Source organism: Pukyongiella litopenaei (assembly GCF_003008555.2).
In the GTDB taxonomy this organism is placed as follows: Bacteria; Pseudomonadota; Alphaproteobacteria; order Rhodobacterales; family Rhodobacteraceae; genus Pukyongiella; species Pukyongiella litopenaei.
In genome coordinates this window covers 1,487,215-1,511,133 of the sequence record NZ_CP027665.1, presented here as the reverse complement: position 1 = coordinate 1,511,133, position 23,919 = coordinate 1,487,215, and the positions used below count along the sequence as shown (strand labels likewise).

Genomic DNA, 23,919 nt, shown 5'->3' with positions numbered 1-23,919 from the left:
GAGGCAAAAAGTCTGTGGATAACTTTTCTGAGCCTCAGATTTCATTGTACCATGGCCAATCGCGCGACTGCAAAAAGCTTGGTGTGCTCCTTTATTGCTGTGAGGGTGCATCATGACTGCGTTTCCCCCAGTTTCTTCCAGATGATGAGAGGGCAGTTGTCTTGTCCGTGTGTATCGAAAGACTCTGACACGAGCGGAAGGCCGGCATAGCGGCACCAGCTATGGCTTGCAGTGTACTGAACCCTCAAATGCGGAAGGCCCAGCGTCAGAATGACAACAACAAGAGCAGCTGGTCCAACAGCCTGCTTCGATGGCAAAAGTAGGCCGAGCGCAGCAAACAGGGGGCGCAATAGCGGACGCCTTGCACGTTTGACCATACGCGTTCCGATGCGAGTAGCAGCTGCACTACCGCCCTTGATCTTCAGTTTCACCCGTCCCAAGAATTGCTTTCCGCCATGCAGCGGATTTGCCGCTACGACCTTTCGCCACGGTGAAATCTCTTGATAACCTGCTTTTAAAGCTCGAATTGGCGGCAGGTTTTTGAGGAAGATAATTTGTTCATCATCTGGCAGACGGCGCACTTCGTCTGGCGTCATCAGAGGTTTGGTTCGTTTTCCAAGGCTCAAAGTTGGCATGCCGAGAACTTCAGCGCCCAGACCGAAACTTTCGGAAGAGAGTTCTTCTTCGCCCAACATTTTGCTGACGAGCTGAGCCGTCTCCAACGACGACACCCCGAAGAATTGCTTTACGTCGGTTTGGCTCAAAATCGTTGAGAGCGCTTCGTTGCCGTATACGCGGGCAATCTCTTTCAGTTCTTGGACGACCATCCAGCAGCGCACGCCGTAACCGCCAAGTGCCGTCAAGGCATTGGGCAAGCCACTCAGCTTGTAGTTTGTGAACTCATCCAAAATGAAATGAACGGGTACATCACTGTCTTCGCGAATGAGCTCCTTCAGTGCGGCCCACATTAGCAGGCCGAGCCATGGCGCAAAGACATCCATGCGCGAGTAGTCGCAGACCATGAATAGCGTGCATGTGCGCGACTTCAGATCGCGGAACCGAAAGTCGCAGTGAGTCATGCTAGGTGCAAGGCGACCACTTGGGCCGAACGCGGTCAGGGATTGGATTGCGCCTTCGCGAAATGACTCGAAATGCTTTGGGTTATCATCCCAAGTCGCTGCGATGTTTGACGCAAGTTTAGAAAGCTCACCAGCAAGCACGTCACTTCCCCGTGCTTGCTGGAGAAGTTTCTCGAACTCGTCATTGTCACCGAACAATTCAAATGCCCTTGGCAGATTGGCCTCTGCCTCATCGAACAGTACGCAGAGCGACACGATCACAAAAACCAGCATCTTGCGCGTACCATTTGGCCAAAACGGATCACGGTCGCCGCCCGGAGCTTGAGGGACGAGCTGCATTGCCATCGACCATGCGTCGGAAATCACGTCCTCTTTCCCATGTTCCAGATCATCCAGAATGATCTGCATCGGGTTGTAAGCGGCGTTGCCTAGATCGAATTTGTGGGCAGGGTTTAGGATAATGACGCTCTGATTAGCCCTCGCAGCAATCAACTCACTGGTCTGAGCTGCAAGATCGCCCTTCATGTCAGCCACAATCTTGGACGCGCCGAAGTCATGAATAATCGCTGGCATGACAAAACTGGTTGTCTTGCCTTTTCGCGCCGGTGCGCAGATCAATCCATGAACGCCGTCTGACAAAAACAGAGGCTGACCGTCCGCGATGCCCAGAAACAGGCCAGCTGTTTTGGAGAGGCCAGCTTTGCGGGCCTGACGTTTTGTCAGCCAGTTTGCAGAAGCGTTGCTTAGTTTTGGGCGCATGGCGCGGAAGGTGCGATGCACATTTTGCGTCAGCGCAGCCAGGTCTCGAATTGCAGATGCTACACCGAGACCTGTTACGAGCGCGAAGCCACCCCATGCATAGAGTTGCCACTCTTCCGCACCACCGCCGTTAACGATTGGCCATGTCACATAGAGGCCATAGCCAATCGCCGATGTAATAAGCAGACGCCCAAGTGCGCTGCCTTCGCTGTTTTCGTTTGGGGCTCGCATCAGTTCACCCCTCCCGGCCACGGGCAGGTTTGGCGTGCTGCATCAATATCCGACGGAGACACGTCCAACTGGTCACGGTCCGAAGCGCTGAGATCGATGGCTTCAACTCGCCCATTCGCATCGCGCACGGCCAAGCCGACACGCGGATCGAGACCACTGCTGTCGATGATGGCCCAGCAGAATGACCGAATGATCCCTGTGCGCGCCGCCGCGTTCTGATAGATCGTCCCGACGACCACGCTCACGCCATCCTTGATAGGATCACCTTGCGTGAATACGAGATTCTGGCCTGCCAGTGCGTTTTCTGCCTGCTGCCGTGCAAGGTCTGCTGCATCGCGAGCGGAATCTGCCGCCCTGATTGCATCGACAACACAAGCACTGTCCTTTGCGGGCATTCCAACTGCGCATCGAGTGGAAGCAATCCATTCGTCTGGAATGGGAAGTTGCGTATTGAGAATGAGCAGACCGAGCGCAACTGTTGTTAAAACGAAGGCACCGCCGGTCAGCGTTGATACTGAATTTCGAACGAGTTTCATGTTCAGTTTCCTTTTTTCTGTTTGCGATTTGTTGTCGGACGCATCCCCGCTGCAAAGAACAGCAAGGCACTGATCGGCCCAAAGGCATCGAGGCTGACAGCCAAGGCCAGTTGCGGAAGGTGATCACCGGCGTAGAGAAGCGTGATCTTGGGCGCTGGAATGAGCTCCGCGCGGACAGCCGCCGGAATTTCCTTTGCCTCGATCTGATCGATCATTCCCGCCATCGTCAGTGATGACGCGTTTTCAGAGGCGATGATTTCGCTCAGTGCATTCGCTTGCCCTGGGGACACGGTGCTCTTGAGAATGTCGAGCTCACGTACAGCCAGTCCGATTGCGTCGTAGCTTGCGCGAATTGAGCGCATGCGGTCGGTCGCGCGAAGGTCTTCAAGTTGCCCCTCAAGGATGCGGGCAAGACCGATGAAAGCAATCTCGCGCTCGCTGAGCGTCAAAGATGTATCCAGCACAAGAAGATCGATCTGGCGCGAACGCTGGCGAATTTCGGCAACTAGCGGAGTAGTGCTTGCCAGTGTTTGCTGGATTGCTTCAGCCATTGCTGACTTTCGTGTGCACAGTGATTGCAGTTTGCTTGCAACCGGCCCGGTTCCTCGCGCTCCACTAATGAGACCTGTTGTCAGTTCGGTTTGTGCTTTGGTGCAGGCGTCTTCCGCCTCGGGAATGATAAATGCCGAGGCATTTTCCAATTCGACGACGCGCATGCGGAGCGCACTGGCATAGGAAGAATAGGCGCGCATGTGAAAAAGGGCGAGCGCGGCAATCTGGTTGTTTACGCCAACACCATCACCAAGACCGAAGAGCAGGACGACGGCAGCGAAGAAGAACGCAAGATTCCCTTCATGAAGGGCTATAGCGTTTTCAACGTCGAGCAGATCGAGGGTTTGCCAGAGCACTACTATGCGAAGCCCGAGCCGGTCATTGATCCAGCGTCGCGGATCGACCATGCGGAAGAATTTTTCAAGCACACCCGCGCCGACATTCGGCACGGTGGCAATTCTGCCCATTATTCAGGTGGCAGTGATCATGTGCAGATGCCGCAATTCGAAACGTTTCGTAGTCCTGAAGCGTACTATGCCACGCTTGCGCATGAGCTGACCCACTGGACAAAACACAAGAGCCGCCTTGATCGTGAATTTGGCCGAAAGAAATGGGGCGATGAAGGCTATGCGCGCGAGGAACTTGTTGCCGAACTTGGCGCGGCATTCCTTTGTGCCGATCTGGAACTGACTCCCGAGGTTCGAAGCGATCACGCGGCCTATATTCAGAGTTGGTTGAAGGTGTTGAAAGAAGACAAGCGGGCGATCTTTTCAGCCGCCGCCCATGCGCAGCGCGCCGCTGATTTCCTGCATGGGTGCCAACCGGTTATTGAGGAAGAGAAACAAGGAGCCGCCGCATAAGGCGGCTCTAAGCTCAGAAAATTTCGCCCGCCAGTCGGCGGGCGGAAAATCCATGGTTTGGATTTATGTGGCTTTGCTCAGTCGGGTTGAGCAAAACACTCTCTATGCAAACCTTGATCGCGTGCTCAAGGTTTGAGGTGGCGTAGGCGGTCCAAGACCGCGCTGCGGATCGAAGTGACAAGCACTTCTGGAAATCCTGCGGGAAGTGCAGCGAAGGTTTTGTCCATAGCGGCCTTGGCGGATGCTTGGATATCGTCAAAAAGATCGGCAATGGCTTTGCGGGACAGGCCGGACTCAACTCCGGTCTCCATGATGTGCCGCCCAATGATATCGCCGACCTTGTAGTGATTAGACTTGCCAAAGCGCATGGCGAGCTTGAAGTCTTTTCTGTTCAGTTGGTTAGCATCCAATGTCGGTTGAACGGTCAGCACGTCATAAAATGGCGTTAGCCGGAAACGTCCGCCTGGCATCAAGGCGAGACTGAAATTCTTGGCATGCCCATCGGTGGCCCCGCTCAGCCAGAACAAGATATTGGCTTTGAAGAAATCTAGTCGATCTTGCACGGGCTCGTCACTTCCGAGCAAGAGCCCCATGATTTCGGCGATACCTGGCCCGCCTTCATTCTGGTATTTCTGTGTCGGCGGCACTGATAGGGCTTGCGCGCAGTCTTCTTGCGGCAAGCGGATGAGGCGGCCATCCTTCGTCCAGAGCCGGTCAAACCGCTCGATAACAAGAGCCTTGCGCGCGCCGAAGCTGGCCATTCCGATATTTGCGGCGCGCAGGCCAAAGCCTTCCATCAGTTTCAGGCACAGATATTCATTCTCGACGCTGTTCGACAAATCCATGCCATTGGGGAGCCGTCCGATCTGCGGCTTGATGATATGCGTTGTCGGTGTTGTGCCCGAAGGCTCTAACCACTTGCCGTCATGCCAGAGCAGGGCAGTTTTTTCCTGTGCGCCTGCCACCGATATCCGGAAGTCTTTTTCTCTCCTGATGCCGAGCGGTGCGACGTCGAGCTCACCCAGCAGCGCCTCGATGTCCGTCTCACTGACCGGATGACCGGTGAGATCGTCGGCGGCTTGCGGTTCTTCACCGTCCGGCAAGAATTGAAGCGCGCCCACACAGTCGCGGCCAATTTCGCTTAGCAGGCTGTAGGCGTCCGTGCCCGCCGCGCCAACGCGCTCGGCAACGCGCCGTCTGATAACATCATTGTCCGGTAGCAGATTTTCGAAAACGGCTATGACAGGCGCGCCGACATAACGATCTTCTCGCAGTGGAAGTGACAGGGACACTGGCAAGCGGTGCTCCCAAGCCAGCCAGTCTTGATCATAGACAAAGCTGATCGCGCCCGTGCTTTCGCGCAGGAGTTGGCCAACATGGCGCGCATTTAGAAAGACATTTAGCGGCGGATAGCTTCGTTTGCGTCCCATCTTAGAAGATGTCCTCGAAGCTCTCGGTCGAGCCCTTGCTGCGGCTCTGCACCTGAATTTCCAGGTCGAGCGCGGCAAAGATATCGAAAATGGTTTCCAGCTTGGTGCCGGACAAACCGTTCTCGACCTTGGAAACCGTCTCCTGCCAGACGCCGCTGCGCTCAGCGAGCTCTTTCTGCGTCAGCTTTTTTGCCTTACGGGCTTGGCGGATGGCGTGCCCGATATCGTTTGGTGTGCGTGCCAGGTTCTTCATCTTTGACTCCTTAGAGCTAGTATGATCTTTAAATCATAAAATGTCAATATGATCTATAGGGCATAAATTGAGCTTATGATCTACGGCGCATTAATCGGAAAAATGATCTGAAGATCATGAATGCCTGACGGACGCACAATGACTAACGAAAAAATGCGGCTGACCGCGTGGCCAGCCGCATCAGATCAGATGCTTGGCGAACGGGTCGCCAGTTCATCCTCGATGTTGCGCATCGATGCCAGCGCATCGCGGCGCTGATCGCTACCGCGCGGAGCTTTTGCAAAGGCGTTGAAAGCCTCGGTCAGTAGACCGTGCAATTCTGCCGTACTGCGGGATGCCGCTTCGAATCGTGAGACGAGTTTCATGGCACTCCTCCTCTTGTTTCAAGGAGGCCCCGAACCACTCAGGGCCTTTCGGCCCGGACACACGAAAATCATCGGCCAGTGAAGGCGCTGATGGTTCGGAAATGATCTTGGGACAAAGGGGAGTGATGCGCTTGAGGCTCGCTCATGTTGATTTGTCAGGCTTATTCAGCAGGCGGAAGGATTGATCAGACGACAGACGGAGCTGTTCAGTATCCATTTGCCAACCGCGCTGGTAGATTCCGCGCTGCTCTTGCTCTTTCTGCATCGAAATTCTCAGAAGGGGATTACGGCGCAATGCCAAGGTTGATCTTCGGCGATGCTCACCGGATAGGCCGCGATTTATCGAAGGCCAGAGTTTCCAGCCTTGCTTGGGGCTTGCTTGCAACAAGAACCCTAAAATCCCTAGCCGGATGCGGCTCAGTCTTCAATGTTCTGCCCGCACCACCTGGCTTCGCCAGCCGTGTTGAACATGCACCCTGATCCTTTGCCTCCGGCTTATCGGGAGGTCGTAAGCAAGCAAGCCCCAAGCAAAGGAGAAAAAACATGGCACGCGAAAACACAAACCAATCCCATCAAATCAATGCGCCAGACTATCTGGCTTGGCACGTCACCCAAAGGGCTGAAAAATCCTTCTGGAACAAGGTCGGAGCAGCATGGAAACACAAGGACGAACGTGGCTACACGCTTCAGCTCGAAACCTGCCCGATCAATGGCCGCATCGTCCTGCGCCTTCCGCTAGAAGATGCGCCGGACACAACAAACCAAGCGGGGCGCGCATGAGCGCCCCCATCACTTCCCAGATCGTCTGGGACGGCGTTCAGGTCGAGATCACCTTCCACCAACGCCGCTGGAAATCAGATTTCGACCATATCGAACTTCACGTTGAAGAAGGCCGGATCATCCCTGTCACAGAAACCGGATATCGCTCGCACTTCCTGTCGGCGGGCATCGTGGAAGAGTACGGAGGTCCTGAAGACTTCGTCCGAGCTTGGCTCGACCATGAGACCGCAAGCTCAGACTGGAAGAAGCGTGAAGAAGCTGCGCGGCAGATGTCGTTGTTTTGAGAGTTTCCTTTTGCCAACAGTGATTTGGTTTCAGCAGAGTCATCGTTTGCCAGGTGAGATGTCACCAACAACAAGGAATATGGCAGAGCACAACATATAGGTATCATGACAATTGACTCAACAATATGTTCATGCTCTACTTCAAAAAAAGAAACGAGGCAAGCAGTGGACAACGACACAAAGGCCGTATTAGCGGCGGCAAAATTATTGCATCCAGATCGAGAAATCGACGAAAGGCTCGCAGCAGCGTTTGCCATGGCAATAAGAGAATCTTTAGGATTACCGGAGGATGGGCATCTAGAGGTGATTGATAATGCCGAAGACTTGCAACCCAAGCCAAGTCAAAAAGAAGATGAACGAAAGTACAGAGAGAGTATAGCAAATATTCTTGGCCATCGGGAGTGTCCTGAAATCTGTGTATCTGGCCCGGCCCATGCGGTTTCAGATACTCAAGCGTCGAAGCGCTCGCCGAACATTATGGCGAACTGATTGCGGGCTGCAAACCATTCCCGGACGTTTCGGCCATCCTTTTCGAACTTGCGGATTGCCAGGTAGATCAGCTTGGTCGCGGCCTCGTCGGTCGGGAAGGAACCCCGCGTCTTGATCGATTTGCGGATCACGCGGTTCAGGCTTTCTATGGCATTCGTCGTGTAAATGATCTTCCGGATCGCCGGATCGAAGGCAAAGAACGGGATCACCTCCTGCCATGCCCGGCGCCAGGCCGGGGCGATGGACGCGTATTTCCCGGCCCATTTCTCCTCGAAGGCGTCGAGCTCAGCTTCAGCCAAATCGGCGGTCGGGGCGCTGTAAATCCGGCGCAGATCGGCGGCCACGACCTTGCGGTCCTTCCAGGAGCAGAAGTTCAGAGAATGGCGCACCAGATGCACGATGCGTGTCTGGACCATGGCGTCCGGGAAGGCCGCCGTGATCGCTTCGGGGAAGCCCTTGAGCCCGTCGACGACGGCGATCAGGATGTCCTGCACGCCCCGGTTCTTCAACTCGTTCATCACCGAGAGCCAGAACTTGGCACCCTCATTCTCGGCGATCCACAGGCCCAGAACCTCACGGCTCCCATCACGGGTGACGCCCAAGGCGACGTAGACCGCCTTGTTCTTCACCGTTCGGCTGTCGGCATCACGGATCTTCACCCGCAGCGCGTCGAAGATCACGATGGGATACATCCGGTCCAGCGCGCGGCTCTGCCATTCCCTGACCTCGTCCAGAACGGCGTCGGTGACGCGGCTGATCAGGTCGGGGGAAACCTTCAGGCCGTAAAGATCGAGCAGGTGGGCCTGGATGTCCCGCACCGTCAGCCCGGCCGCATAAAGCCCGACGATCTTGTCATCGATTCCATCGATCCGGGTCTGGCCCTTCTTCACCAGCTCCGGCTCGAAGCTGCTGTCGCGGTCGCGGGGCACCGCCAGCGGCAGTTCGCCGTCCTGACCCTTCAGCACCTTGGTCGAGGCGCCATTCCGGCGGTTGGTCTGACCGGGTGGAGCGTCTTTGCCTTCCTCGTAGCCAAGATGCGCTGTCAGTTCGGCACCCAGCATCCGCTCCATGAGCTTGATCTTCAGCTCTTTCATCAGCCCGGCATCGCCGAGCAGGTCTTCAGGGCGCTCCACGCCCTTCAACAGTTCGTCCAGAATTTCTTTCGAGATGCTCATTCATGCTTCCTTTCGGTGAAGCATGAACCGGATCAGTCATACACAGAAGATCGGACACTCTCTGGCCATCGGGTTCTCCACTAAGATCGCATCCTCGCTAAGTCTTTCATACTCATTCTTGATTGATTGTTGAATTTCAAGCCGGGCAGCCGCTTTCGCTTTGGCGTCAAGATTTTTCTTTATGTCGTCTCTAATACCATCTGATAGACAAGGAAGTTCTTTTTGAACAAGAATGTCCAGTCTTGCCTTCATTACCCTTTCCGAAAGAAAAATATTTGACGTTTGTCTTTTCGAATTCTCTTCCAACTCATCAAGCTTCTTCTTCTTCAGGGCGTTATAATCGCTCGATAGCGCCAGCGCCCGAATTTCTTCAGGACAAAAGGCCCGATAAAATCTCTCAGCAACAAAATAGCAAACAGCACTCGCCAGAGATGCGAGCACTGGAACGATAGGGACTACTCCGGTGATTGATGAACCCAACCAACCCAACAAAATCGAAGCTGCTGGTAGGATGATGACCAAGTAAGGGGCAACCGGCGAATTGCTCAAAATCAGCATTCGGCGAACGGTCAACCAATTGACTTTCATTAACTTACGACAACCGTTATTTTTTGATGATTTTCGGGCAGATGCGGCACATACACTGCAACCTGTTTAGAAACTGTTTTTGCCAGGAAGTCTCTGTACCGCGCCTTTTTAGATATGTCGCGACCTTTGAAAAATTCCATTAGCGCTTTGTCCACTTCGTCTCGGATCGCTTTCTGGATTGCTTCAACCTTTGAGAGCGAACTCTGTTCTATGGCTTGTCCGTTGTTCAGAATAACAACAGTTCTCTTCTGCGGCGTACTTTTGCCCACTGCCGACAAAAGTTGTTGCAAGGCTGCGTCGAGAGTGACGCGAACAATCAGCTCGCTATTGTTCCCCTCCACCATGTTAATTGTAGGATTCCTACTACCGAACACAGATGCCAAGCGTACATCCGTGTCCAAGGCCGCTTTGATATCTTCAAGCACGTCCAAATCGCTCGCCGAAATTGGCAGCGGTCCCAAGTCGTCAAAGCCAGCCATTAATATCCCCCCCGATCAAAATAGCGAAAAACACTAAGCGGATACCTGCTGACGTGCCGTGAGTCAAACCTACAGTTGTCCATGGGTTGTGTGCAGATAGGAATTCACCTCTACTCGGGATCAAATTCTTGGCAGCCACCCGATCTTGGTTTGAACTCAGGAACCAGCACATCAGGTTTTTGCTTGTGCCGTGCATGGGTGAGCCGGATAGCTAGCCGCACTGTGTCCTCGGCAGCTAGGTGAAAATGCTGCCGCAGTTCATCTAGTTGACGGGCATGGGACTCGTCCAAGTTGAGCATGATTGTGTGTCGCATAGCGACCTCCTTTCGTAGGTTACGGGTTAAATTCAGGGCCGTCATCGCGGTCGCGCCCGCGCTGCCGGTCGCGATGGCGCGTTCGGGGTTTCCGTTCTTTCGTCTCCGGTACGCGCCCAATGGACATGGCATGCGCGATATCTCGGAACAGTGTTTCGAGCGTTGCTCGCTGACTACTGCGAACTGCCACCACTGTTCGCTGTAAAGCCCGTCGTTCGGCCAACTGTCTCTGAATCAGCGCTTGGCGCTCAGCTCGGTCTCGAACTTGTTCCCGACCAATCTCGGCTTCGTTGATCTGCCTGATCTTTCGGTTCTTGCCAGAAATCCAACCCCAAAGGCCCCGTAGACCGCGAGGGATTCGCGCGGCTCGCTTTTGTTCTTCAGCAATGCGGCGCGTTTCTTGGGCATCTTTCATCTGCGCGCGCGCCTTTCTGTGGCGCTCGACAATCTGTTCTCGCTGGAACTGAAGGGTAAGGCTGGCTAGTTTCGCCTTAGCATGTGCCTCGTCTGCCCATGCCTTTAGCTTCGGAGTCAGAAGTGTGCCGATAAATGCCTTGGTCTCGTCCACAGATCGCAACTGATGCGGATCACCTAGCCTTGATCTCAATTCTTTGACTTTCACACCGCAGGCGCGGGACAGCGAGTGTGTTTCGCCCTTCCAGCTGACCGCGACGAAATTGCGTCGATCACCATGCGCAAGCCAGAACCCTTTCTCACGTAGCGCAGCTTCAAAACTCTCCCGACTATCTGAGATGTTCCAGCACTCCCGAAGCAGAGCTTTCGTCTGTTTCGGGTCAAGGCCTGTTCGCTTCGCCTTTTGCCAATCCTCCAAAGTGAACTTGAGAGGATCGCGCTTCCTTGGATCGCGCAAACCTTCGGGCATTGGCCAGCCTTGCTCCAAAAAGAGCTGCTTGGAAATTGCCGTCAGCTTGCGCTTGTAGAAGGACAGGTTGACCGCCTTCATTTGTGCGCCGTCGATCTTTGACCAGACGGCGTGAGCGTGGCGACGAGGCCAGGATGCAGCAGGACAGGCGGCTCTGTTTTCGCGTTGGCAAGCTCGGCTTCCAGTTCCGCCTTGCGCGCCTCCAGCACGTCCATCCTGGCCTTCATGCTGGGATGAAACATGCCTTCCGTGATCGCCTCGACGATCTTGTCTATCTGTCTGGTAACCTTGACCAGTTCGCGTTGCGTATTGGCCGTTTCCCTGGAGGCCTCGGCGGTCAGGCGGTTGTGTTCGGCCTGATAGGCGGCCACGAACTCGGCGATCAGATCGGGGTGAAGAAGCTGATCCTTGAGGCCGGACAGGACGCGGTCCTCCAAATCCTCTCGCTTGATTGTCAGCCGGTTATCACATGTGCCTTTGTTGCGGGCGTTGGCGCACCCATAATGGGTTTTGCCGACGATGGTGTAACCGCCGCCACAGTTTCCGCATTTCAACAGACCTGAAAACAGGTGCTTGGTGCGGTGGGCGCGTTCGGGGCGATTGATGCCGTCGCGGATCATGTCGCTGCGTGTTGCGTGTTGCCGGGCTTTGACGCTCGCCCACAGGTCGTCAGGGACAATCCGCAGGTCCGGCACCTCTTCGATGATCCATTCTTCCTGCGGGTTGAGACGGGCTTGCCGTTTGCCGGTCGTCGGGTCCTTGATGAACCGCTGCCGGTTCCAGACCAGTCGCCCGACATAGAGTTCGTTGTTCAGGATGCCCGTGCCACGCCGCCAATTGCCATAGATCGTGGATGCGCCCCATCCACTGCCGCGCGGGCCGTCGATACCCTCGTCATTCAGTCTGCCTGCGATGGCCCGTGGGCTGATGCCATGGCTGTAGTCGCGAAAAATACGTCGGACAACATTGGCTTGTTCCTGATTGATGACCCGGTCGCCCGTGGTCAGGGTGCCGTCCCCTTGCACCGACCGAACGACATCCTAACCATAAGTGATACCTCCGGCAGACTTTCCCTTGCGGACCCTGCCCTCAAGACCCCGATGGGTCTTCTGGGCGAGATCCTTGAGAAAGAGGCTGCTCATCGTCCCTTTGAGCCCGATATGCAGTTCGGAAATCTCGCCCTCGGCCACGGTGAAAATCGGGATACCCTGAAACCGCATCTGCTTGAAAAAGGCCGCAATATGTTCCTGGTCCCGACTGATGCGATCCAGCCCTTCGGCAACTACGACATCAAAGACGTTGTGGCGCCCGTCGTCGAGAAGGCGCTGGTAGCCGGGCCTCAGATGCGATGCGCCGCTCAGGCCGCGATCCGAATAGGTCTCGCCCTCCTGCCAGCCATTGCCTGCGATCAGACGCAGGCACAGACGATGTTGATCCTCGATCGAGGCGTCGCTTTGCAGGTCGGTGGAATAGCGGGCGTAGATTGCTGCGCGCATCGGGTGGGCCTCCATATACTCTTGGCCCGCCCCATTATAGGCACGAAATCACCATCGTCATCTACTTTCGATTGCAACCCGTTGCAATTCGATATCGCGAAATATCAATGGCTTATGCCGGGCTCAGGTCAGTCAAAACCGCAGTGAGGCCGAAAGCGGGCATTCGCTCGTGCCCGCGTGGATGACCGCAAGGCGCAACAAAGGGTGCATTCGCTGCAGTTCCTCATATGGCTGCTCTGGTGATTAGTTCTCGATCCGTAAACGCCGAGAAGACGTGCTGAACTAACCTCGCAAGCGTCTGGAACCGGAAGACGACGGACAGAACAAGACCAAGAGAGTTGTGGAAAGAACTCGAAAAGTATCACAACATTAGAAAGGGGCAGACACATGGGCCTTGAAAGGACAATGTGCGTTATCTGGAGCGGCTCCGAAAAGCATGACAGGTACAATTGTTGACTGCGAAAAGAGCAAAAACTAACGTCACCACGAGTGTAACGGAGTGTTATCATGTCATGTGGGTTAAAAGTTCTTTTTGAGTCTCGTCTATCGTTCAGCCAGAAGTTTGTTCAAAAAATCATCGTCCCGATCGGAGTGCTGTGTGTATCGGCAGTCGTCGCTTTGTCACAGACCGATAATTCGCAATCCCAAGCAGCGGCGCAAGACGCCATTGACCGCTTGGCACGTGGCGATCGCGTAGGCGCGATTGCAACGGCACTGCGGGCCATCCCGGATGATCCGTCGCAGCCAGGCGCAGAGTTGATCGAGGCGACATGGCGAGCGGTAAATTCGAGATCAATCATTGTGGACGATGATAGGCCCTACACTGCTGCCGTCGATCCGAGCGGAACGCGGCTGCTTTTGGTGAGTGCTGAAGGCTTTACAGGCGACCTCGCAAGTCATGCTCCGGCAAGCCTCATTGACTTAACAACCGGCGCGCCTTTGGAACAGTCAATCCCTGCGCCCGAAATCGACTCGGAAATGATGCTGCGACAGCCGCACACAATTGGGTTCTCGCCGGATGGACGCTATGCATCAATCATGCAGATGTCTCAGGACGCGGTGATCCTGCTCGACGCAAGGAACGGTCAGCGCCACGCCTTATTGGAAGCGCCGGGGCCCAGTTTTGGGATGACGACGCTCATATTTCCCGTCGGGTTTTCTCCTGACAGCACGCGTTTCGCTGCGGGAGGCCCACAAGGGCTTTTTGTTTGGGACACCGAATCGGGCAAACTGACCAATCAGTTCACTTTTCAACTCACCAATGATGGCACCATGGTTATGCCAATGGCGTGGGGTTCCAATGGAGAAATTTATGGATTGAGAGGTAATCAACAAAGCGCGGCAGAGCTGATCGTGATTGAAAATGGAGCAGTTCGAGTTCTGAGTTCGGGGTTGTCCGCTGCGTCTTACAGGTTGCGCCTGTCGCCGGATATGAAAGCCATTGCGGTGGGCAATCATGCGTCAACAGAGATTTTTGACATTGAAGGAAACCTGATCTCCTCCCTTCCGCCGTCCAGCTCCGGAAGGTTTGTGCGCAGCGGAACCGCCTATGCCATCTACAATCTCCAGGAGATGCAAACTGTCGCGGCTGCGACCCTTCGCGTGTTTGCCTTGAATGGCCAGGAAGTTGCCCCGCATCCTTCGGATTACGGCGGCTTTGATCATCACGTGTTCTCGCCAGAAGGAAAGATGCTGGGCAGTTCGATTTGGGGAACGTCGGTGACATATGTCGGTCAAGCGATCAGTAACACGCAGGAGCTGATTCAAATGGCGCTTGCTTTGGTGCCACAAGGATACACCCTCGAGACCACCGCCGCGTCGACCGCGTCAGACATTGCCACACCAGACTCCATTCTGATGTCGCGTCAATTCGCGATTGCGGCTGATGCGGCGCTTAGCACAGGTGACAGGACCGGTGCGATTGTCGCGGCTCTCAAAGGGTTGCCGGATGACCCGACCCAGACCGATTTTGAGATGTTCGAGCAAGCGCATCTAATGTTGTTTCGTGCGGCGACAGCCAGAACATTGCGCACCGAGCTTGATTTTCCAGCAGGCGCGGTCGTTGATCCGACAGGCCAGCGCATGGCTGTTGCAGCGTACAAACCGGGCGTAAAGCCCGGACCCGTTTTTCTGCTCGACACCCGCGACGGAAATCGGATTGCCGACCTTGTCTTGCCCGACGGGTCTCCGGTCCTCGTGCATCCGTCGAACCATACACCGAACTACGCGCCGGACGGGAGCGTCCTTGCCATCATGCCGTCCACCGGCGGGCAAATGCATCTCTTCGACGGCCAGACGGGCGCGTATATTCGCCCCTTGGCCTTATCTGGTGCTACCGACAAACCTGCTTACGGTTTTGCGGATGTTGGATTTTCTCCTGACGGACAACGCTATGCGGTGGTCAGCGATGGCAACCTTTATGTCTTTGACGTTTCGACGGGTAATCTGCTCTCTCAACAGGCTTTGCCAAGTCGATACGGGTTAGGGCCCATTGGATGGGGGTCACGAAGCGAACTCTACTTTGCCAGTATACCAACGGGCGAGGGCGCAGGTGCGCAGGTCCTGCGATTTGAGAATGGGTCGTTCCAAGAGCATTTCGACATATTCGACGCGTCCGGTCGCCCAGCGAACTCGGTCGTATTTTCGGGAGTATCGATCCATAGCTCAGCCATAAGGACGCTCACCCAAGACATGGTTTGGACTGTCTACGATGCGTCAGGTGCCAAGCTATCGGAGATAAGATCACCGGATACACCTCGCTTTTTGCGCGAAGGTACAGCGTTAGGGTTCTGGACTGACGAGGCAGGTGCTGGGAAGACACTTCAGGTTCAGGATTTGGCGGGCAACACGCTCCAGCCTGATTTTGAAGATTATGTACCCTTCGACCAGCGCATCTTTGATCCTTCGGGATCGGACATGTCGTTCGGATCACCCTTGGCGTCCGCCAGCATCTGGCGTGCGGATGATCACATCCGTGGCCGCGAACTCTATGATCTTGTCTGGGAAGCTCTACCAAATGAACTCAAAGTCGAAGTCTCCGAACAGAGAGTGGTTCGACCGGAATGAATAACCAGTCTGCCGAAAAGAATTTTTTGATATCAAAAATTAGGAGAGCAAGATGTTACGAACAGTTTTGGCAGCACTAATGCTCAGCGCTATTTCAACAAGTGCCAATGCTGAGTGGGTTTTAAGGTCACCAGAAGCCAGCGACGACAATGGAAGCGTATTCGTGCAAAATGCACAGGGTCACCGGCTAGATATCGGATGTGGCAACGGAGGCACCATTGATATCTCTCTCACCCCGGACACTCGCCCAGCTGATTTGAAGTTTGTTGACGACGGCGCGGTCGTCTATTTCGAGGTCGATGGCGGTCAACCGTTGCAGATGCCAGCGACCTGCGGCGATCACGGATGCTATCAGGATTTCATGTTGGGCGGCGAGCCCTGGCCGGTCAGTCAGATGCGTGCGATCACCTCGGCATTGCGTTCCGGATCGAGCGTCGATGTCTTGCTTGGCGGCAAAATCATGTCGCGCTTCGACCTATCCGGTTCGTCCGCGGCTCTCGGTGAATTTGCCGCTCGAACACAGTGCGATGGCCTTTGATGGAATCATAAATCATTGACAGGCCAAGAAGATCGACGCTTCCGCATCCGGTAAGTAGTGGGTTGAGCGGATGTCACCCCGCGAACAAATCGTCCTCCAGGTACTGCAGAAGGCACGCCTTTCGTTCCGCCCCTTCTGCCTTGGATAGACCGATGCGCTCGGGATTCAGTATGTCGAAAACGCCGATCCGGGCAAATCCCATATAGCGCGACGGCGGTACCTGCCTCGAAAGCGCCTCGGCCTGCTGTTGCACGGTTTCGCCCGCGCCGCCCTCAACATCCGCGCAGGTGCCGTGCCGCAGCATCGCCAGCCGCTCCAGTGCCGGTTTCGCCACGGGGCCTTCCTGCTCGATGGCGCAGGCAGCCTCCCACTCACTACGCAAGTTGAAGGGCAGGCCCTCGCGCCCTGCGGCCTTGTTCAGACCCTCCAGCATCAACTCTGTCTCGTACATCTCCTTGGCGTCGATGGCGCACGCCCCGGATCGCAATCGCGTCCGAAATGCCTTCAGGGCTTCTGCGAATACCGCCTCCGGATCTTCCTGCGCGGCACCAGCTTCGGCGACGACCCAGCGTCCCCGACCTCCGATTCCTGGTCGGAAACTCAGCCCGATCCCGATCAACCGATAGGCACGATTGCCATTGGCATCTTCGAACGGTTTTGCCCCAGTGATGCGGATGCTGTAGCCATTCCGCAGCCGGTTTGGCTTGCCCCCAAGCGTCGTTCGCAAGGATTGATCAAGACCGGAGATGCCGCCGCCGATAAAGCCGCCGATCTCAATCCCGTGGGATCCGATCATGTCCCAGACAGGGCCGAATTCCTGAACGTCCAAGATTTCCAGCATCGTGTTCTGCCGCCCGCGCACATTGACGGTAGCTTCCTTCACCCGAACTCCCAATCCATGGATGACGTAACTGCCGTCCTCAAGCTGTATCGGAAAGAAATCTTTCAGGATCAACTCATCCCCGCGGCGCACAGCGTCGAAGCCTGCCATCCGCTCCCACACTGCCCGCGTCGCGGAACTCCGGGCTTCGCCTGGCATCGCCTCCGGCAGAATTCCGAACTCCGCCGCGCCAAGCGGATGCGCCAAGAAAAGCCAAAGAACAGCGGCAAAACCTCTCATCAACGAAGGCATGAACGCGCTCCTTCCCAAAGCTCGGGGCTCAGCGCTGCCGACAGCAAGACGGCTTCATGGGAAAAACCGTCCTCTACACGCGCCAGCCAATCTTCCGGCAGACCTTTCCAGAAGATGTCCGACAGGCAATCGCAGGCGCTTTCTACCGTAACCGACATGCGGGCATCCAGCCCGGCTACTCCCGTGGCGTCACAACGCTCTTCCAAATGTGTCGGCACGGCACCCCGGCGCTGTAGTGACGGCTCACCGCGCACGATTGCAGCGAGGTTGCGCTCAAAGACGTCAAGCTCCGCCGATCCACACCCGTTGAGCCGGATTGCATCAATACTCGCGCTGTACAGACCGGCCACCATCTGCATGGCATCTGGCCCGAAGGTAAAGACCATCTGAGCCGGATTTAAAGCGAGCGACATACCTTTGCCAAACACATCTGCGTAGGGCAGTCTCACGCGTATTTCGCTCGGTGTTCCCTCCTCAATTTCTTCAATCCCTGGCGCGATCTGTTTGACCCAGTCTACCCGGACAGAGAAGACCCGAGCCGGTTCGGGCGCGCCACATTGCTTTTCGTAGACTTCATGATACACCATCGCCAGCACAGTCAGTTTTTTCGTCTGCCGTACGATAACCTCTGTCTCGTTCAGAGTTGCGCCTCGTGCAATCTCGAACCGGCCTAGCGCGATTTCTCGAAGCCATTGCCCCGAGACGCCAGAACCGTCGAACTCAGCCCTGGCCGGGCCCACCAGAGCCAGCGCAAGACACGCCAATTTTGCCGACTTCCACATTAAACTCTCCGACGAAGCCCGATTAGCCGTAAGTTGCCATTTGGCAAAAAAGCAATCAAGCGTGTAGCACAGTATGGCTCACCGGGCACCGGATGGCGCGGTGCACGTGCGTGCGTCACACATTGGACGAAAGCACACACGATTGAGTTTTGGCTCTTCGCCGGTTTTCAACCCGGTCAAGTACGGACGGGCCTTGCTGGGCTATGATCTTCGCGCCGCAACCATGCAAGGGGATCGGACTCGTTCCATTTGACACAACTACATCGAACGCCAATGATACCCAGGGCTTGTGTAAGGGATGCTGACGTATGAGATTGATAGCGTTGATATTTGGTTTGATCATACTCGTCGCGCAAGCGGCAGCACAACAGGCCGAACCCCTCGATGTGGATCAGGACCGGATCGCGGCGGCCATACTCGACTGGAAGATCGAGCGCTCCCGTTACATCGCGAAAGAAGGGACCTTCCGAACGGAGCCCGGCGACGGCTATGTCCGCATCATTGATACCGTCCTACCAACCGAAAACCGTCCGATGTACACCGACCTCCGGGTGGAGACAGACACCGTCACGTGCTTCGACGAGGATGGCGACGCGATGCAGTGCTACTTTCAGATTGCCTTTCGGAAAAATCGCAGGCTTCAGGTTCTCGAAGCCGCCGACTTCCGCCTTCAGACCGACAACGTCGAACTCGTGTCGACCGCCGAGGGTGGGCTTAGGATTCGGCGCTACTGTGTTGGGGGCATCGCCCCCAACTGCAAAGACTACCGATGAGCAGAAATTTACGTGCCGCCGTGGCAGTCGCGCTCGTCGCGACGGTCGGTTTGGCGGCGGCCGACCCGCTGGTCTCCGAGGGCGGGCTAAGACTGCATTCAGGCTTTCTACCCGACGGCTCGTTCGGCTTTGCGCTGGAGCTGACTGAGGACTTTCCAGCGGTCGGAGGTCGACCTGGGCTGCCGGTCGGAACTTTTGTCCTCCACGTCGAACGTCAACGCGACGGCAGTGGAAAGGGCGGACAGGGTCAGGCCCAGATGCAGGCTCTGCTTTCAGACATTCAGCCCGGAGATGTGGTACATCTTGTGGTTCTATTCCCTGACGGAACGCGTGACCGTGTGACTGTCACACAGCCCTCTCTCGCTGACCTCGCAGCCGAAGAGAGAGGGCGTCGTCTGGAGGCCGAGTTGCGACTTTACGAAGCGTCGCGGGTGGCGGTGACCCTCAAAGTTCTCGACGTCGAAATCAGTGAGGTTTTAACAACAGTTCAAGCTGCAACGTCAGTTCGGTTGGGTAGATAAGGGGCGGAAAGCTGACCTTCGCGGCACTTGACATTGGACTTGGCTCAGAAAACGAAGGCAGACGTTCGACCTCTTAGGGGTTCGCTATCCGCCAATAAAATGCCGTCCGATCTCACCGCACCTTGAGCTAAAAGCCGCCTGCGCCGGAGAGTATCGCAACCATTGACCAGCGGCCAGCAATGCACAAACAATCAACCTGGACCACTCGTTTGTGGCTGCTCAGAGATCAGCATGATCTCGATATGATGCGCCATCTTGTCCGCCACGCTGGTCGCCTAAATTCGGTGACAAGACGCGCGTAAGAATCTACCCTGTCGTCGAGGGCGCTTCCACTAGGTCGGTTACGGTGTAGCTGACGCTTATCGATCCGTCAGGCTTTCTGATAGTTCCGATCTCGATCTTTGCAGTGAAGCGAGCATCTAGTGTAATTCCCTCCTCGCCCTCGATCCGTTCCAAGTAATCTTGACTCACCTGATGGCTGAACTTTCCCGATACTATTTCCCGCGCGCCATCCGGCTTGAAATCGAACGTGCGCTTGATGGGCGAGAGCCCAACGAGTGTTCCAACCCAGATGACCGGTTCAATCTTCACGTTTGTTTCTGTAATTCGTCGGTAGGCACGTTCAATTCCTGCCCGATCAAACGAATACTGTCGGTCAGGAAGGTTTGCCTTTAGAGCCGCGTCATTCTTTTTAAGGTGCCGGAAGAACTGTGCGAGTGCACGAAATACTCTGGGATTGATGTCATCGACATCGATAAGAAACTCGTCCTCATTCTCTTGCGTGAACTCTTCAAACAGGGCCGCTGCTTCCTCAAGAGACTCTCGAACCGGAGTTTTGACAGCGCTGGCCTGACGTGCATCCTTTTCTTCAAGGATGAACCCAAATGAGCCTGTTGCGATGCCTCGAATGTTCAGGGCGGCGAGCTCGGCCCCTCTGATTTTTCCACGCGCCGCAAGTTCGCCCTTCAAGTTTGAAGCGAAAAGGCGAGTGACGACGGCCTGAAAGTAGCTAAGCGCCTGAGCGGCGAAGGTCGCGTCGATGGTGCGGCTTCCCTCCACTGGAGCGCCGTCAAACAAAATAGCCACTTCCGCGACCCGAGCATCTCTCGCTCGGAGCGCGGCAAGTTCCGTGGCTACGATATTCAGCCTTGTCTTGAAGCTTAGCCGCCCCACCACGTCGCCGTCAGCCTCAGCCTCTTTCGCAAGAGCTTCGAGCTCCGCCTGTTGCCTTTCCAGCTCTGCCATTCTTTGGAGGTCAGACACTGAACTTACCCCCTATTGCTAGATCGACCGCATTGAACTCCATAGCGTCCACTGCAAGGGGAATTTCAACTATTCCCTTCTTTGCAGCCGTATCACGCATGTCGGAGAATAGTCCGAACCAGTATGTAGAATTTCTGACGAGGGCATGGGTGCCTACATCGAGGTCTATGCCGTAGGTGTCGCACTTATACTCTGGCTTCATCGCGTTCGTGTCGAAATATTTCGCGAACAGGTGTCCTTCATAATCCGTAGGCCAGGATCTGGGGTCGGCCTGATATTTTAGCGGTCGGTTAAACAGGGTTACGACATCAATGTCACTTGGGCTGCGTTTTCTGAGTTTTTCGACGTTTTCAACGAAGCTGCCATCAATCCACTGGTGCCCGGAAACAAACCCACCCGCGTGAAGGTGCTTTCGGTAGTGGTTCAACCCCTTTAGCAGCTTGGCGCGGTCTGGTGATGTGCAGAAGCGCTCGACAACATCGAGCATGGATGCGGAATAGGGCGACCGCGCGGCTGGAATCGTGGCATGACCTGAAATGAACGGCGGCAGAGCGCCGTGTGCTGCAAAATCGGGAATAGGCATGAACGTCTCGAAAAGTTCCTCCGTCGACAGACTATCCCCATAGTAGAACGGCTGTCCAAGACTATCACATCCCTCGTTGACGCGGTCTTAAGCACTATTCGCGGTCGCCACAATGACCCGCTTTCTGAGCAAGGTTAGCCGCTTTCCACCAATGTTGGCTTCAGGGATGCTGCAGCACGGCGACGGGTCCTCTCGCGAAGGTCGCCTCCGGACCGGGTTACGTCGCTCTTGCTGTTAGGGGCGGATAGTGGGACGTCGCCCGGGATCTTCCCGGCTATTGTACTTCGACGACCACACTTTCAATGGCGCCAGTGAAGGCGAAGGGAGGTTCGTAGGCGGTGGTCACCGGTTGGCCACTGTCCTCGCCGATCCCGAAGGTGTCGATGCCGAAACGGCCCGCGACAGTGGACTCCATAGAACCAGTCGCCACCTCGGCGCCATTCACTGACATGGTGATCTCGGCGCCCTTGCCTGCTTCGCCTTCCGCGCCCTGGTAGGCGAAATCGACTTTGATTTCGGTTTTGCCCGCCGAAAGCGGCTCGGCGCCCTGCAAAACGGTATGTTCCTCGAAAAGATTATAGTCGAAGATCGGCACGCCGCCGTCGAGGTAGAGCACCATTCCGGCGGCGACACCGCCGAAGCCCATGATCACGCCCCCGGTTTCGGCGCCCTCAGTCTCGACCTTGGCCGTCAGCGTCCAGGAGCGGTTCTTCATCGGCGGTGCTGCGGGTTCGGCAATGCGGATCGCCCCTTCGTAATAGGTGTAGGTCGTGGCCCCTTCGTCGGCTCCCGGAACCGGCGGTTTGACGCTGGCAAGGCGGCCTGCGCCGCGGTCATCCAGCGGCAGCACACCGTATTTCTCGAAGGCTTCGTCCAGCATCGCCTTCAGTTCTTCCAGCTTTTCAGGGTTCTCGGCTGCAAGGTCGTTGGCTTCTGAAAAGTCGTCCTCAAGGTTGTAGAGTTCCCATTTGTCCTCATCCCAGTTGCCAGGCGCAAAATCCTGCCGCCACGGGAAGGTATGCTGGGCGTTTGCCTTCCACCCATCCGCATACATCGAACGGTTCGAGAAGACCTCGAAATACTGCTGCGTGCGGCCCTTGTAGCCGGGATCGGTAAAGCTGGCGAGGAAGCTTTCGCCCTCAAGCGGCTTCTGTTCGATGCCGTCTACAGAGTCTGGCATTGGGATGCGCGCCGCCTCGAGAATGGTCGGCACCACGTCCACGAGATGCAGGAACGCCGTGCGCGGCGCATCGTCATGTTCGATCCGCGCGGGCCAGCTGATCACCATCGGGTTGCGCGTTCCGCCCAAGTGCGAGGCCACCTGTTTGACCCACTGGAAGGGCGTATTACCCGCCCAGGCCCAGCCCACGGGATAGTGCGGCTCGGAGTCCGGCCCACCGAGCTTGTCGAGGTTTGCCTTGATATCTTCGATGTCTGAAGGAATGCCGTTGAGGTTCATGATCTCGTTGAGCGTTCCATCCGGCCCACCCTCGGAGGAGGCGCCGTTGTCTCCGACGATGTAGACCACCATCGTATTCTCGGCGTCGGGCAGTTGCTTCACTGCGTCGAGCAACCGCCCAACCTCGTGATCGGTGTAGGCGAAGTAGCCCGCGAAGTTCTCGAAGAGCGCATTGTATACCTCCTTCTGGTCGTCGTTGAGCGTATCCCAGGCAGGCACCCAGTCAGGGCGCGGCGTCAGTTCCGTGCCCTCGGGGACGATGCCCATTTCCTGCTGCCGCGCGAAGACCTGCTCCCGATAGGCCTCCCAGCCCATGTCGAAGGCGCCATCGAACTGTTCCCGCCATTCGCCGGTGACATGGTGCGGCGCGTGCATTGCTCCGGGGGCAAAATACATGAAGAACGGTTTGTTTGGTGCGACCGACTTGGCGAACTTCATCCGCGCGATGGCCCTGTCGGTCATGTCGGTCATGAAGTGGTAGCCCTCTTCAGGGGACTGTTCCGGTTCGACTGGCACCGTGTTTTCGAACAGAACCGGGTAATACTGGTGCGTCTCGCCGGAATTGAAACCGTAGAAATAGTCAAAGCCCATACCGGTCGGCCAGCGGTCGAAGGGTCCGGTGACGGTCTGCTCCCAGTCAGGGGTGTTGTGGTTCTTGCCGAACCACCATGTGGCGTAACCATTGTCCTTGAGGATCTCGGCTATGGTGACCGTCTCCTTGGGCAGCATGGTCGAGTAACTCGGAAAGCCTGTGGCCCATTCCATCAGGAAGCCGTTGCCCGAGCTGTGGTGGTTGCGTCCGGTCAGCAGCGCCGCACGCGACGGCCCGCAAATGGCGGTGGTGTGAAAGCGGGTGAAGCGCAACCCTTCCTCGGCCAGTTGGTCGAGCGCGGGGGTGGGGATCAGCCCGCCGAAGGTGGATGTCTGGCCAAAGCCCACGTCATCGAGCAGGATGACGATGACATTGGGCGCGCCTTCGGGTGCGGCGACCGGTTCCTGCCAGTCCGACGTGGAGTCCTGATAGGTCTCGCCGATTGTGCCCTCGAACGGGGCGAGCGGCACCGGCAACCTGCTGCGGTCAGGCCAGTCCTGGGCATGCACCTGAGTGGAAAGGACCGCTATGGCCCCTGCAACAATGAACTGCTTCATTTCAGCACCTTTGTCGTCAATATCGCTGTCTGACGTGGGGCCTTTCGGACGTCCGGGTCAAAGTCTGAAAGGAGTCGACACCGCGCTACAACCATTGATT

At 56.1% G+C, this 23,919-nt stretch carries 26 protein-coding genes; 8 read left to right on the top strand and 18 right to left on the bottom strand.

What is annotated here, in order from left to right; translation table 11 throughout:
- Positions 1 to 110: 110 nt before the first annotated feature.
- Genes C6Y53_RS07655 through C6Y53_RS07645 form a run of 3 tightly spaced genes read right to left on the bottom strand, consistent with a single transcriptional unit; the run spans position 111 to position 3,321 of the window.
- Positions 111 to 2,069, bottom strand: a complete 1,959-nt coding sequence (locus C6Y53_RS07655; RefSeq protein ID WP_149615497.1) for a type IV secretory system conjugative DNA transfer family protein — start codon at positions 2,067 to 2,069, stop codon at positions 111 to 113.
- Positions 2,069 to 2,605 (bottom strand): hypothetical protein, encoded by a 537-nt coding sequence (locus C6Y53_RS07650; RefSeq protein WP_149615496.1) that lies wholly within the window; start codon positions 2,603 to 2,605, stop codon positions 2,069 to 2,071. The genes C6Y53_RS07655 and C6Y53_RS07650 overlap by 1 nt, the downstream gene beginning before the upstream one ends.
- Before the next feature lie 2 nt (positions 2,606 to 2,607).
- Complete coding sequence (locus C6Y53_RS07645) at positions 2,608 to 3,321, bottom strand: hypothetical protein (protein WP_211299546.1); 714 nt, start codon at positions 3,319 to 3,321, stop codon at positions 2,608 to 2,610.
- A gap of 36 nt (positions 3,322 to 3,357) precedes the next feature.
- Between C6Y53_RS07645 and C6Y53_RS07640 the strand changes: the two genes are divergently transcribed.
- On the top strand, positions 3,358 to 4,017 hold the full coding sequence (locus C6Y53_RS07640; RefSeq protein WP_244614973.1) for an ArdC family protein: 660 nt from the start codon (positions 3,358 to 3,360) through the stop codon (positions 4,015 to 4,017).
- A 125-nt stretch (positions 4,018 to 4,142) separates the two neighbouring features.
- Here the strand turns inward: C6Y53_RS07640 and C6Y53_RS07635 are convergent, their stop codons facing one another.
- From C6Y53_RS07635 to C6Y53_RS21360, 4 genes are all read right to left on the bottom strand, one after another.
- Positions 4,143 to 5,447: a type II toxin-antitoxin system HipA family toxin gene (locus C6Y53_RS07635; RefSeq protein WP_106471893.1), complete on the bottom strand. Its 1,305-nt coding sequence runs from the start codon at positions 5,445 to 5,447 to the stop codon at positions 4,143 to 4,145.
- Position 5,448: 1 nt separating this feature from the next.
- The gene (locus C6Y53_RS07630; protein ID WP_106471892.1) at positions 5,449 to 5,700 is read right to left on the bottom strand and encodes a helix-turn-helix domain-containing protein; all 252 of its coding nucleotides are present in this window, start codon (positions 5,698 to 5,700) and stop codon (positions 5,449 to 5,451) included.
- A gap of 185 nt (positions 5,701 to 5,885) precedes the next feature.
- Positions 5,886 to 6,065, bottom strand: coding sequence for a hypothetical protein (locus tag C6Y53_RS07625; RefSeq protein WP_106471891.1), 180 nt, complete (start codon positions 6,063 to 6,065; stop codon positions 5,886 to 5,888).
- 142 nt (positions 6,066 to 6,207) lie between these two features.
- Positions 6,208 to 6,330, bottom strand: coding sequence for a hypothetical protein (locus tag C6Y53_RS21360; protein WP_280178365.1), 123 nt, complete (start codon positions 6,328 to 6,330; stop codon positions 6,208 to 6,210).
- Between the two features lie 278 nt (positions 6,331 to 6,608).
- On the opposite strand from C6Y53_RS21360, the gene C6Y53_RS07620 reads away from it, so the two are divergent.
- From C6Y53_RS07620 to C6Y53_RS07610, 3 genes are all read left to right on the top strand, one after another.
- Complete coding sequence (locus C6Y53_RS07620) at positions 6,609 to 6,845, top strand: hypothetical protein (RefSeq protein ID WP_106471890.1); 237 nt, start codon at positions 6,609 to 6,611, stop codon at positions 6,843 to 6,845.
- A complete protein-coding gene (locus C6Y53_RS07615) occupies positions 6,842 to 7,129 on the top strand; it encodes a hypothetical protein (protein WP_106471889.1) in 288 nt (95 codons plus the stop codon). Before C6Y53_RS07620 ends, C6Y53_RS07615 begins: the two co-directional genes overlap by 4 nt.
- 165 nt (positions 7,130 to 7,294) lie before the next feature.
- The gene (locus C6Y53_RS07610; protein ID WP_149615495.1) at positions 7,295 to 7,618 is read left to right on the top strand and encodes a hypothetical protein; all 324 of its coding nucleotides are present in this window, start codon (positions 7,295 to 7,297) and stop codon (positions 7,616 to 7,618) included.
- Here C6Y53_RS07610 and C6Y53_RS07605 read toward each other — a convergent pair.
- From C6Y53_RS07605 to C6Y53_RS07580, 6 genes are all read right to left on the bottom strand, one after another.
- On the bottom strand, positions 7,579 to 8,793 hold the full coding sequence (locus tag C6Y53_RS07605) for an IS256 family transposase (RefSeq protein ID WP_106471888.1): 1,215 nt from the start codon (positions 8,791 to 8,793) through the stop codon (positions 7,579 to 7,581). The genes C6Y53_RS07610 and C6Y53_RS07605 overlap by 40 nt on opposite strands.
- Positions 8,794 to 8,829: 36 nt before the next feature.
- On the bottom strand, positions 8,830 to 9,366 hold the full coding sequence (locus C6Y53_RS07600) for a hypothetical protein (RefSeq protein WP_149615494.1): 537 nt from the start codon (positions 9,364 to 9,366) through the stop codon (positions 8,830 to 8,832).
- A 14-nt stretch (positions 9,367 to 9,380) separates the two neighbouring features.
- Complete coding sequence (locus C6Y53_RS07595) at positions 9,381 to 9,860, bottom strand: hypothetical protein (protein WP_106471887.1); 480 nt, start codon at positions 9,858 to 9,860, stop codon at positions 9,381 to 9,383.
- A gap of 333 nt (positions 9,861 to 10,193) precedes the next feature.
- The gene (locus tag C6Y53_RS07590; RefSeq protein ID WP_149615493.1) at positions 10,194 to 11,138 is read right to left on the bottom strand and encodes a DUF2968 domain-containing protein; all 945 of its coding nucleotides are present in this window, start codon (positions 11,136 to 11,138) and stop codon (positions 10,194 to 10,196) included.
- Positions 11,135 to 12,082: a recombinase family protein gene (locus tag C6Y53_RS07585; protein ID WP_106471886.1), complete on the bottom strand. Its 948-nt coding sequence runs from the start codon at positions 12,080 to 12,082 to the stop codon at positions 11,135 to 11,137. Before C6Y53_RS07585 ends, C6Y53_RS07590 begins: the two co-directional genes overlap by 4 nt.
- Positions 12,083 to 12,097: 15 nt before the next feature.
- Positions 12,098 to 12,553 (bottom strand): recombinase family protein, encoded by a 456-nt coding sequence (locus C6Y53_RS07580; protein WP_211299492.1) that lies wholly within the window; start codon positions 12,551 to 12,553, stop codon positions 12,098 to 12,100.
- 507 nt (positions 12,554 to 13,060) lie between these two features.
- Between C6Y53_RS07580 and C6Y53_RS07575 the strand changes: the two genes are divergently transcribed.
- Together C6Y53_RS07575 and C6Y53_RS07570 are read left to right on the top strand one after the other, a co-directional pair.
- A complete protein-coding gene (locus C6Y53_RS07575) occupies positions 13,061 to 15,619 on the top strand; it encodes a WD40 repeat domain-containing protein (RefSeq protein ID WP_149615492.1) in 2,559 nt (852 codons plus the stop codon).
- Between the two features lie 52 nt (positions 15,620 to 15,671).
- Entirely contained in the window at positions 15,672 to 16,157 is a 486-nt protein-coding gene (locus tag C6Y53_RS07570) for a hypothetical protein (RefSeq protein ID WP_149615491.1), read from the top strand.
- A 73-nt stretch (positions 16,158 to 16,230) separates the two neighbouring features.
- On the opposite strand, the gene C6Y53_RS07565 is transcribed toward C6Y53_RS07570, so the two are convergent.
- Positions 16,231 to 17,289 carry a hypothetical protein gene (locus tag C6Y53_RS07565; protein ID WP_149615490.1) on the bottom strand — a complete coding sequence of 353 codons (1,059 nt, stop codon included), beginning with the start codon at positions 17,287 to 17,289 and terminating at the stop codon, positions 16,231 to 16,233.
- Positions 17,277 to 18,071, bottom strand: a complete 795-nt coding sequence (locus C6Y53_RS07560) for a hypothetical protein (protein WP_106471881.1) — start codon at positions 18,069 to 18,071, stop codon at positions 17,277 to 17,279. Before C6Y53_RS07560 ends, C6Y53_RS07565 begins: the two co-directional genes overlap by 13 nt.
- Positions 18,072 to 18,379: 308 nt before the next feature.
- On the opposite strand from C6Y53_RS07560, the gene C6Y53_RS07555 reads away from it, so the two are divergent.
- Both C6Y53_RS07555 and C6Y53_RS07550 read left to right on the top strand, forming a co-directional pair.
- A complete protein-coding gene (locus tag C6Y53_RS07555) occupies positions 18,380 to 18,844 on the top strand; it encodes a hypothetical protein (protein WP_106471880.1) in 465 nt (154 codons plus the stop codon).
- On the top strand, positions 18,841 to 19,365 hold the full coding sequence (locus tag C6Y53_RS07550) for a hypothetical protein (protein ID WP_106471879.1): 525 nt from the start codon (positions 18,841 to 18,843) through the stop codon (positions 19,363 to 19,365). Before C6Y53_RS07555 ends, C6Y53_RS07550 begins: the two co-directional genes overlap by 4 nt.
- Before the next feature lie 306 nt (positions 19,366 to 19,671).
- Here the strand turns inward: C6Y53_RS07550 and C6Y53_RS07545 are convergent, their stop codons facing one another.
- The 3 genes from C6Y53_RS07545 to C6Y53_RS07535 form a co-directional block, all read right to left on the bottom strand.
- Positions 19,672 to 20,610 (bottom strand): hypothetical protein, encoded by a 939-nt coding sequence (locus tag C6Y53_RS07545; protein ID WP_106471878.1) that lies wholly within the window; start codon positions 20,608 to 20,610, stop codon positions 19,672 to 19,674.
- A gap of 10 nt (positions 20,611 to 20,620) precedes the next feature.
- The gene (locus tag C6Y53_RS07540) at positions 20,621 to 21,211 is read right to left on the bottom strand and encodes a DUF6932 family protein (protein ID WP_149615489.1); all 591 of its coding nucleotides are present in this window, start codon (positions 21,209 to 21,211) and stop codon (positions 20,621 to 20,623) included.
- Positions 21,212 to 21,485: 274 nt separating this feature from the next.
- A complete protein-coding gene (locus C6Y53_RS07535; RefSeq protein WP_106471876.1) occupies positions 21,486 to 23,819 on the bottom strand; it encodes an arylsulfatase in 2,334 nt (777 codons plus the stop codon).
- Between the last annotated feature and the right edge of the window lie 100 nt (positions 23,820 to 23,919).

What these genes read in the sequence shown, in the direction of transcription:
- C6Y53_RS07655 (WP_149615497.1), bottom strand. Translation starts at nt 2,069, where the DNA reads ATGCGAGCCCCAAACGAAAACAGCGAAGGCAGCGCACTTGGGCGTCTG.
- C6Y53_RS07650 (WP_149615496.1), bottom strand. Translation starts at nt 2,605, where the DNA reads ATGAAACTCGTTCGAAATTCAGTATCAACGCTGACCGGCGGTGCCTTC.
- C6Y53_RS07645 (WP_211299546.1), bottom strand. Translation starts at nt 3,321, where the DNA reads ATGCGCGTCGTCGAATTGGAAAATGCCTCGGCATTTATCATTCCCGAG.
- C6Y53_RS07635 (WP_106471893.1), bottom strand. Translation starts at nt 5,447, where the DNA reads ATGGGACGCAAACGAAGCTATCCGCCGCTAAATGTCTTTCTAAATGCG.
- C6Y53_RS07630 (WP_106471892.1), bottom strand. Translation starts at nt 5,700, where the DNA reads ATGAAGAACCTGGCACGCACACCAAACGATATCGGGCACGCCATCCGC.
- C6Y53_RS07625 (WP_106471891.1), bottom strand. Translation starts at nt 6,065, where the DNA reads ATGAAACTCGTCTCACGATTCGAAGCGGCATCCCGCAGTACGGCAGAA.
- C6Y53_RS21360 (WP_280178365.1), bottom strand. Translation starts at nt 6,330, where the DNA reads ATGCAGAAAGAGCAAGAGCAGCGCGGAATCTACCAGCGCGGTTGGCAA.
- C6Y53_RS07620 (WP_106471890.1), top strand. Translation starts at nt 6,609, where the DNA reads ATGGCACGCGAAAACACAAACCAATCCCATCAAATCAATGCGCCAGAC.
- C6Y53_RS07615 (WP_106471889.1), top strand. Translation starts at nt 6,842, where the DNA reads ATGAGCGCCCCCATCACTTCCCAGATCGTCTGGGACGGCGTTCAGGTC.
- C6Y53_RS07605 (WP_106471888.1), bottom strand. Translation starts at nt 8,793, where the DNA reads ATGAGCATCTCGAAAGAAATTCTGGACGAACTGTTGAAGGGCGTGGAG.
- C6Y53_RS07595 (WP_106471887.1), bottom strand. Translation starts at nt 9,860, where the DNA reads ATGGCTGGCTTTGACGACTTGGGACCGCTGCCAATTTCGGCGAGCGAT.
- C6Y53_RS07590 (WP_149615493.1), bottom strand. Translation starts at nt 11,138, where the DNA reads ATGAAGGCGGTCAACCTGTCCTTCTACAAGCGCAAGCTGACGGCAATT.
- C6Y53_RS07580 (WP_211299492.1), bottom strand. Translation starts at nt 12,553, where the DNA reads ATGCGCGCAGCAATCTACGCCCGCTATTCCACCGACCTGCAAAGCGAC.
- C6Y53_RS07575 (WP_149615492.1), top strand. Translation starts at nt 13,061, where the DNA reads ATGTCATGTGGGTTAAAAGTTCTTTTTGAGTCTCGTCTATCGTTCAGC.
- C6Y53_RS07570 (WP_149615491.1), top strand. Translation starts at nt 15,672, where the DNA reads ATGTTACGAACAGTTTTGGCAGCACTAATGCTCAGCGCTATTTCAACA.
- C6Y53_RS07565 (WP_149615490.1), bottom strand. Translation starts at nt 17,289, where the DNA reads ATGCCTTCGTTGATGAGAGGTTTTGCCGCTGTTCTTTGGCTTTTCTTG.
- C6Y53_RS07560 (WP_106471881.1), bottom strand. Translation starts at nt 18,071, where the DNA reads ATGTGGAAGTCGGCAAAATTGGCGTGTCTTGCGCTGGCTCTGGTGGGC.
- C6Y53_RS07555 (WP_106471880.1), top strand. Translation starts at nt 18,380, where the DNA reads ATGAGATTGATAGCGTTGATATTTGGTTTGATCATACTCGTCGCGCAA.
- C6Y53_RS07550 (WP_106471879.1), top strand. Translation starts at nt 18,841, where the DNA reads ATGAGCAGAAATTTACGTGCCGCCGTGGCAGTCGCGCTCGTCGCGACG.
- C6Y53_RS07545 (WP_106471878.1), bottom strand. Translation starts at nt 20,610, where the DNA reads ATGGCAGAGCTGGAAAGGCAACAGGCGGAGCTCGAAGCTCTTGCGAAA.
- C6Y53_RS07540 (WP_149615489.1), bottom strand. Translation starts at nt 21,211, where the DNA reads ATGCCTATTCCCGATTTTGCAGCACACGGCGCTCTGCCGCCGTTCATT.
- C6Y53_RS07535 (WP_106471876.1), bottom strand. Translation starts at nt 23,819, where the DNA reads ATGAAGCAGTTCATTGTTGCAGGGGCCATAGCGGTCCTTTCCACTCAG.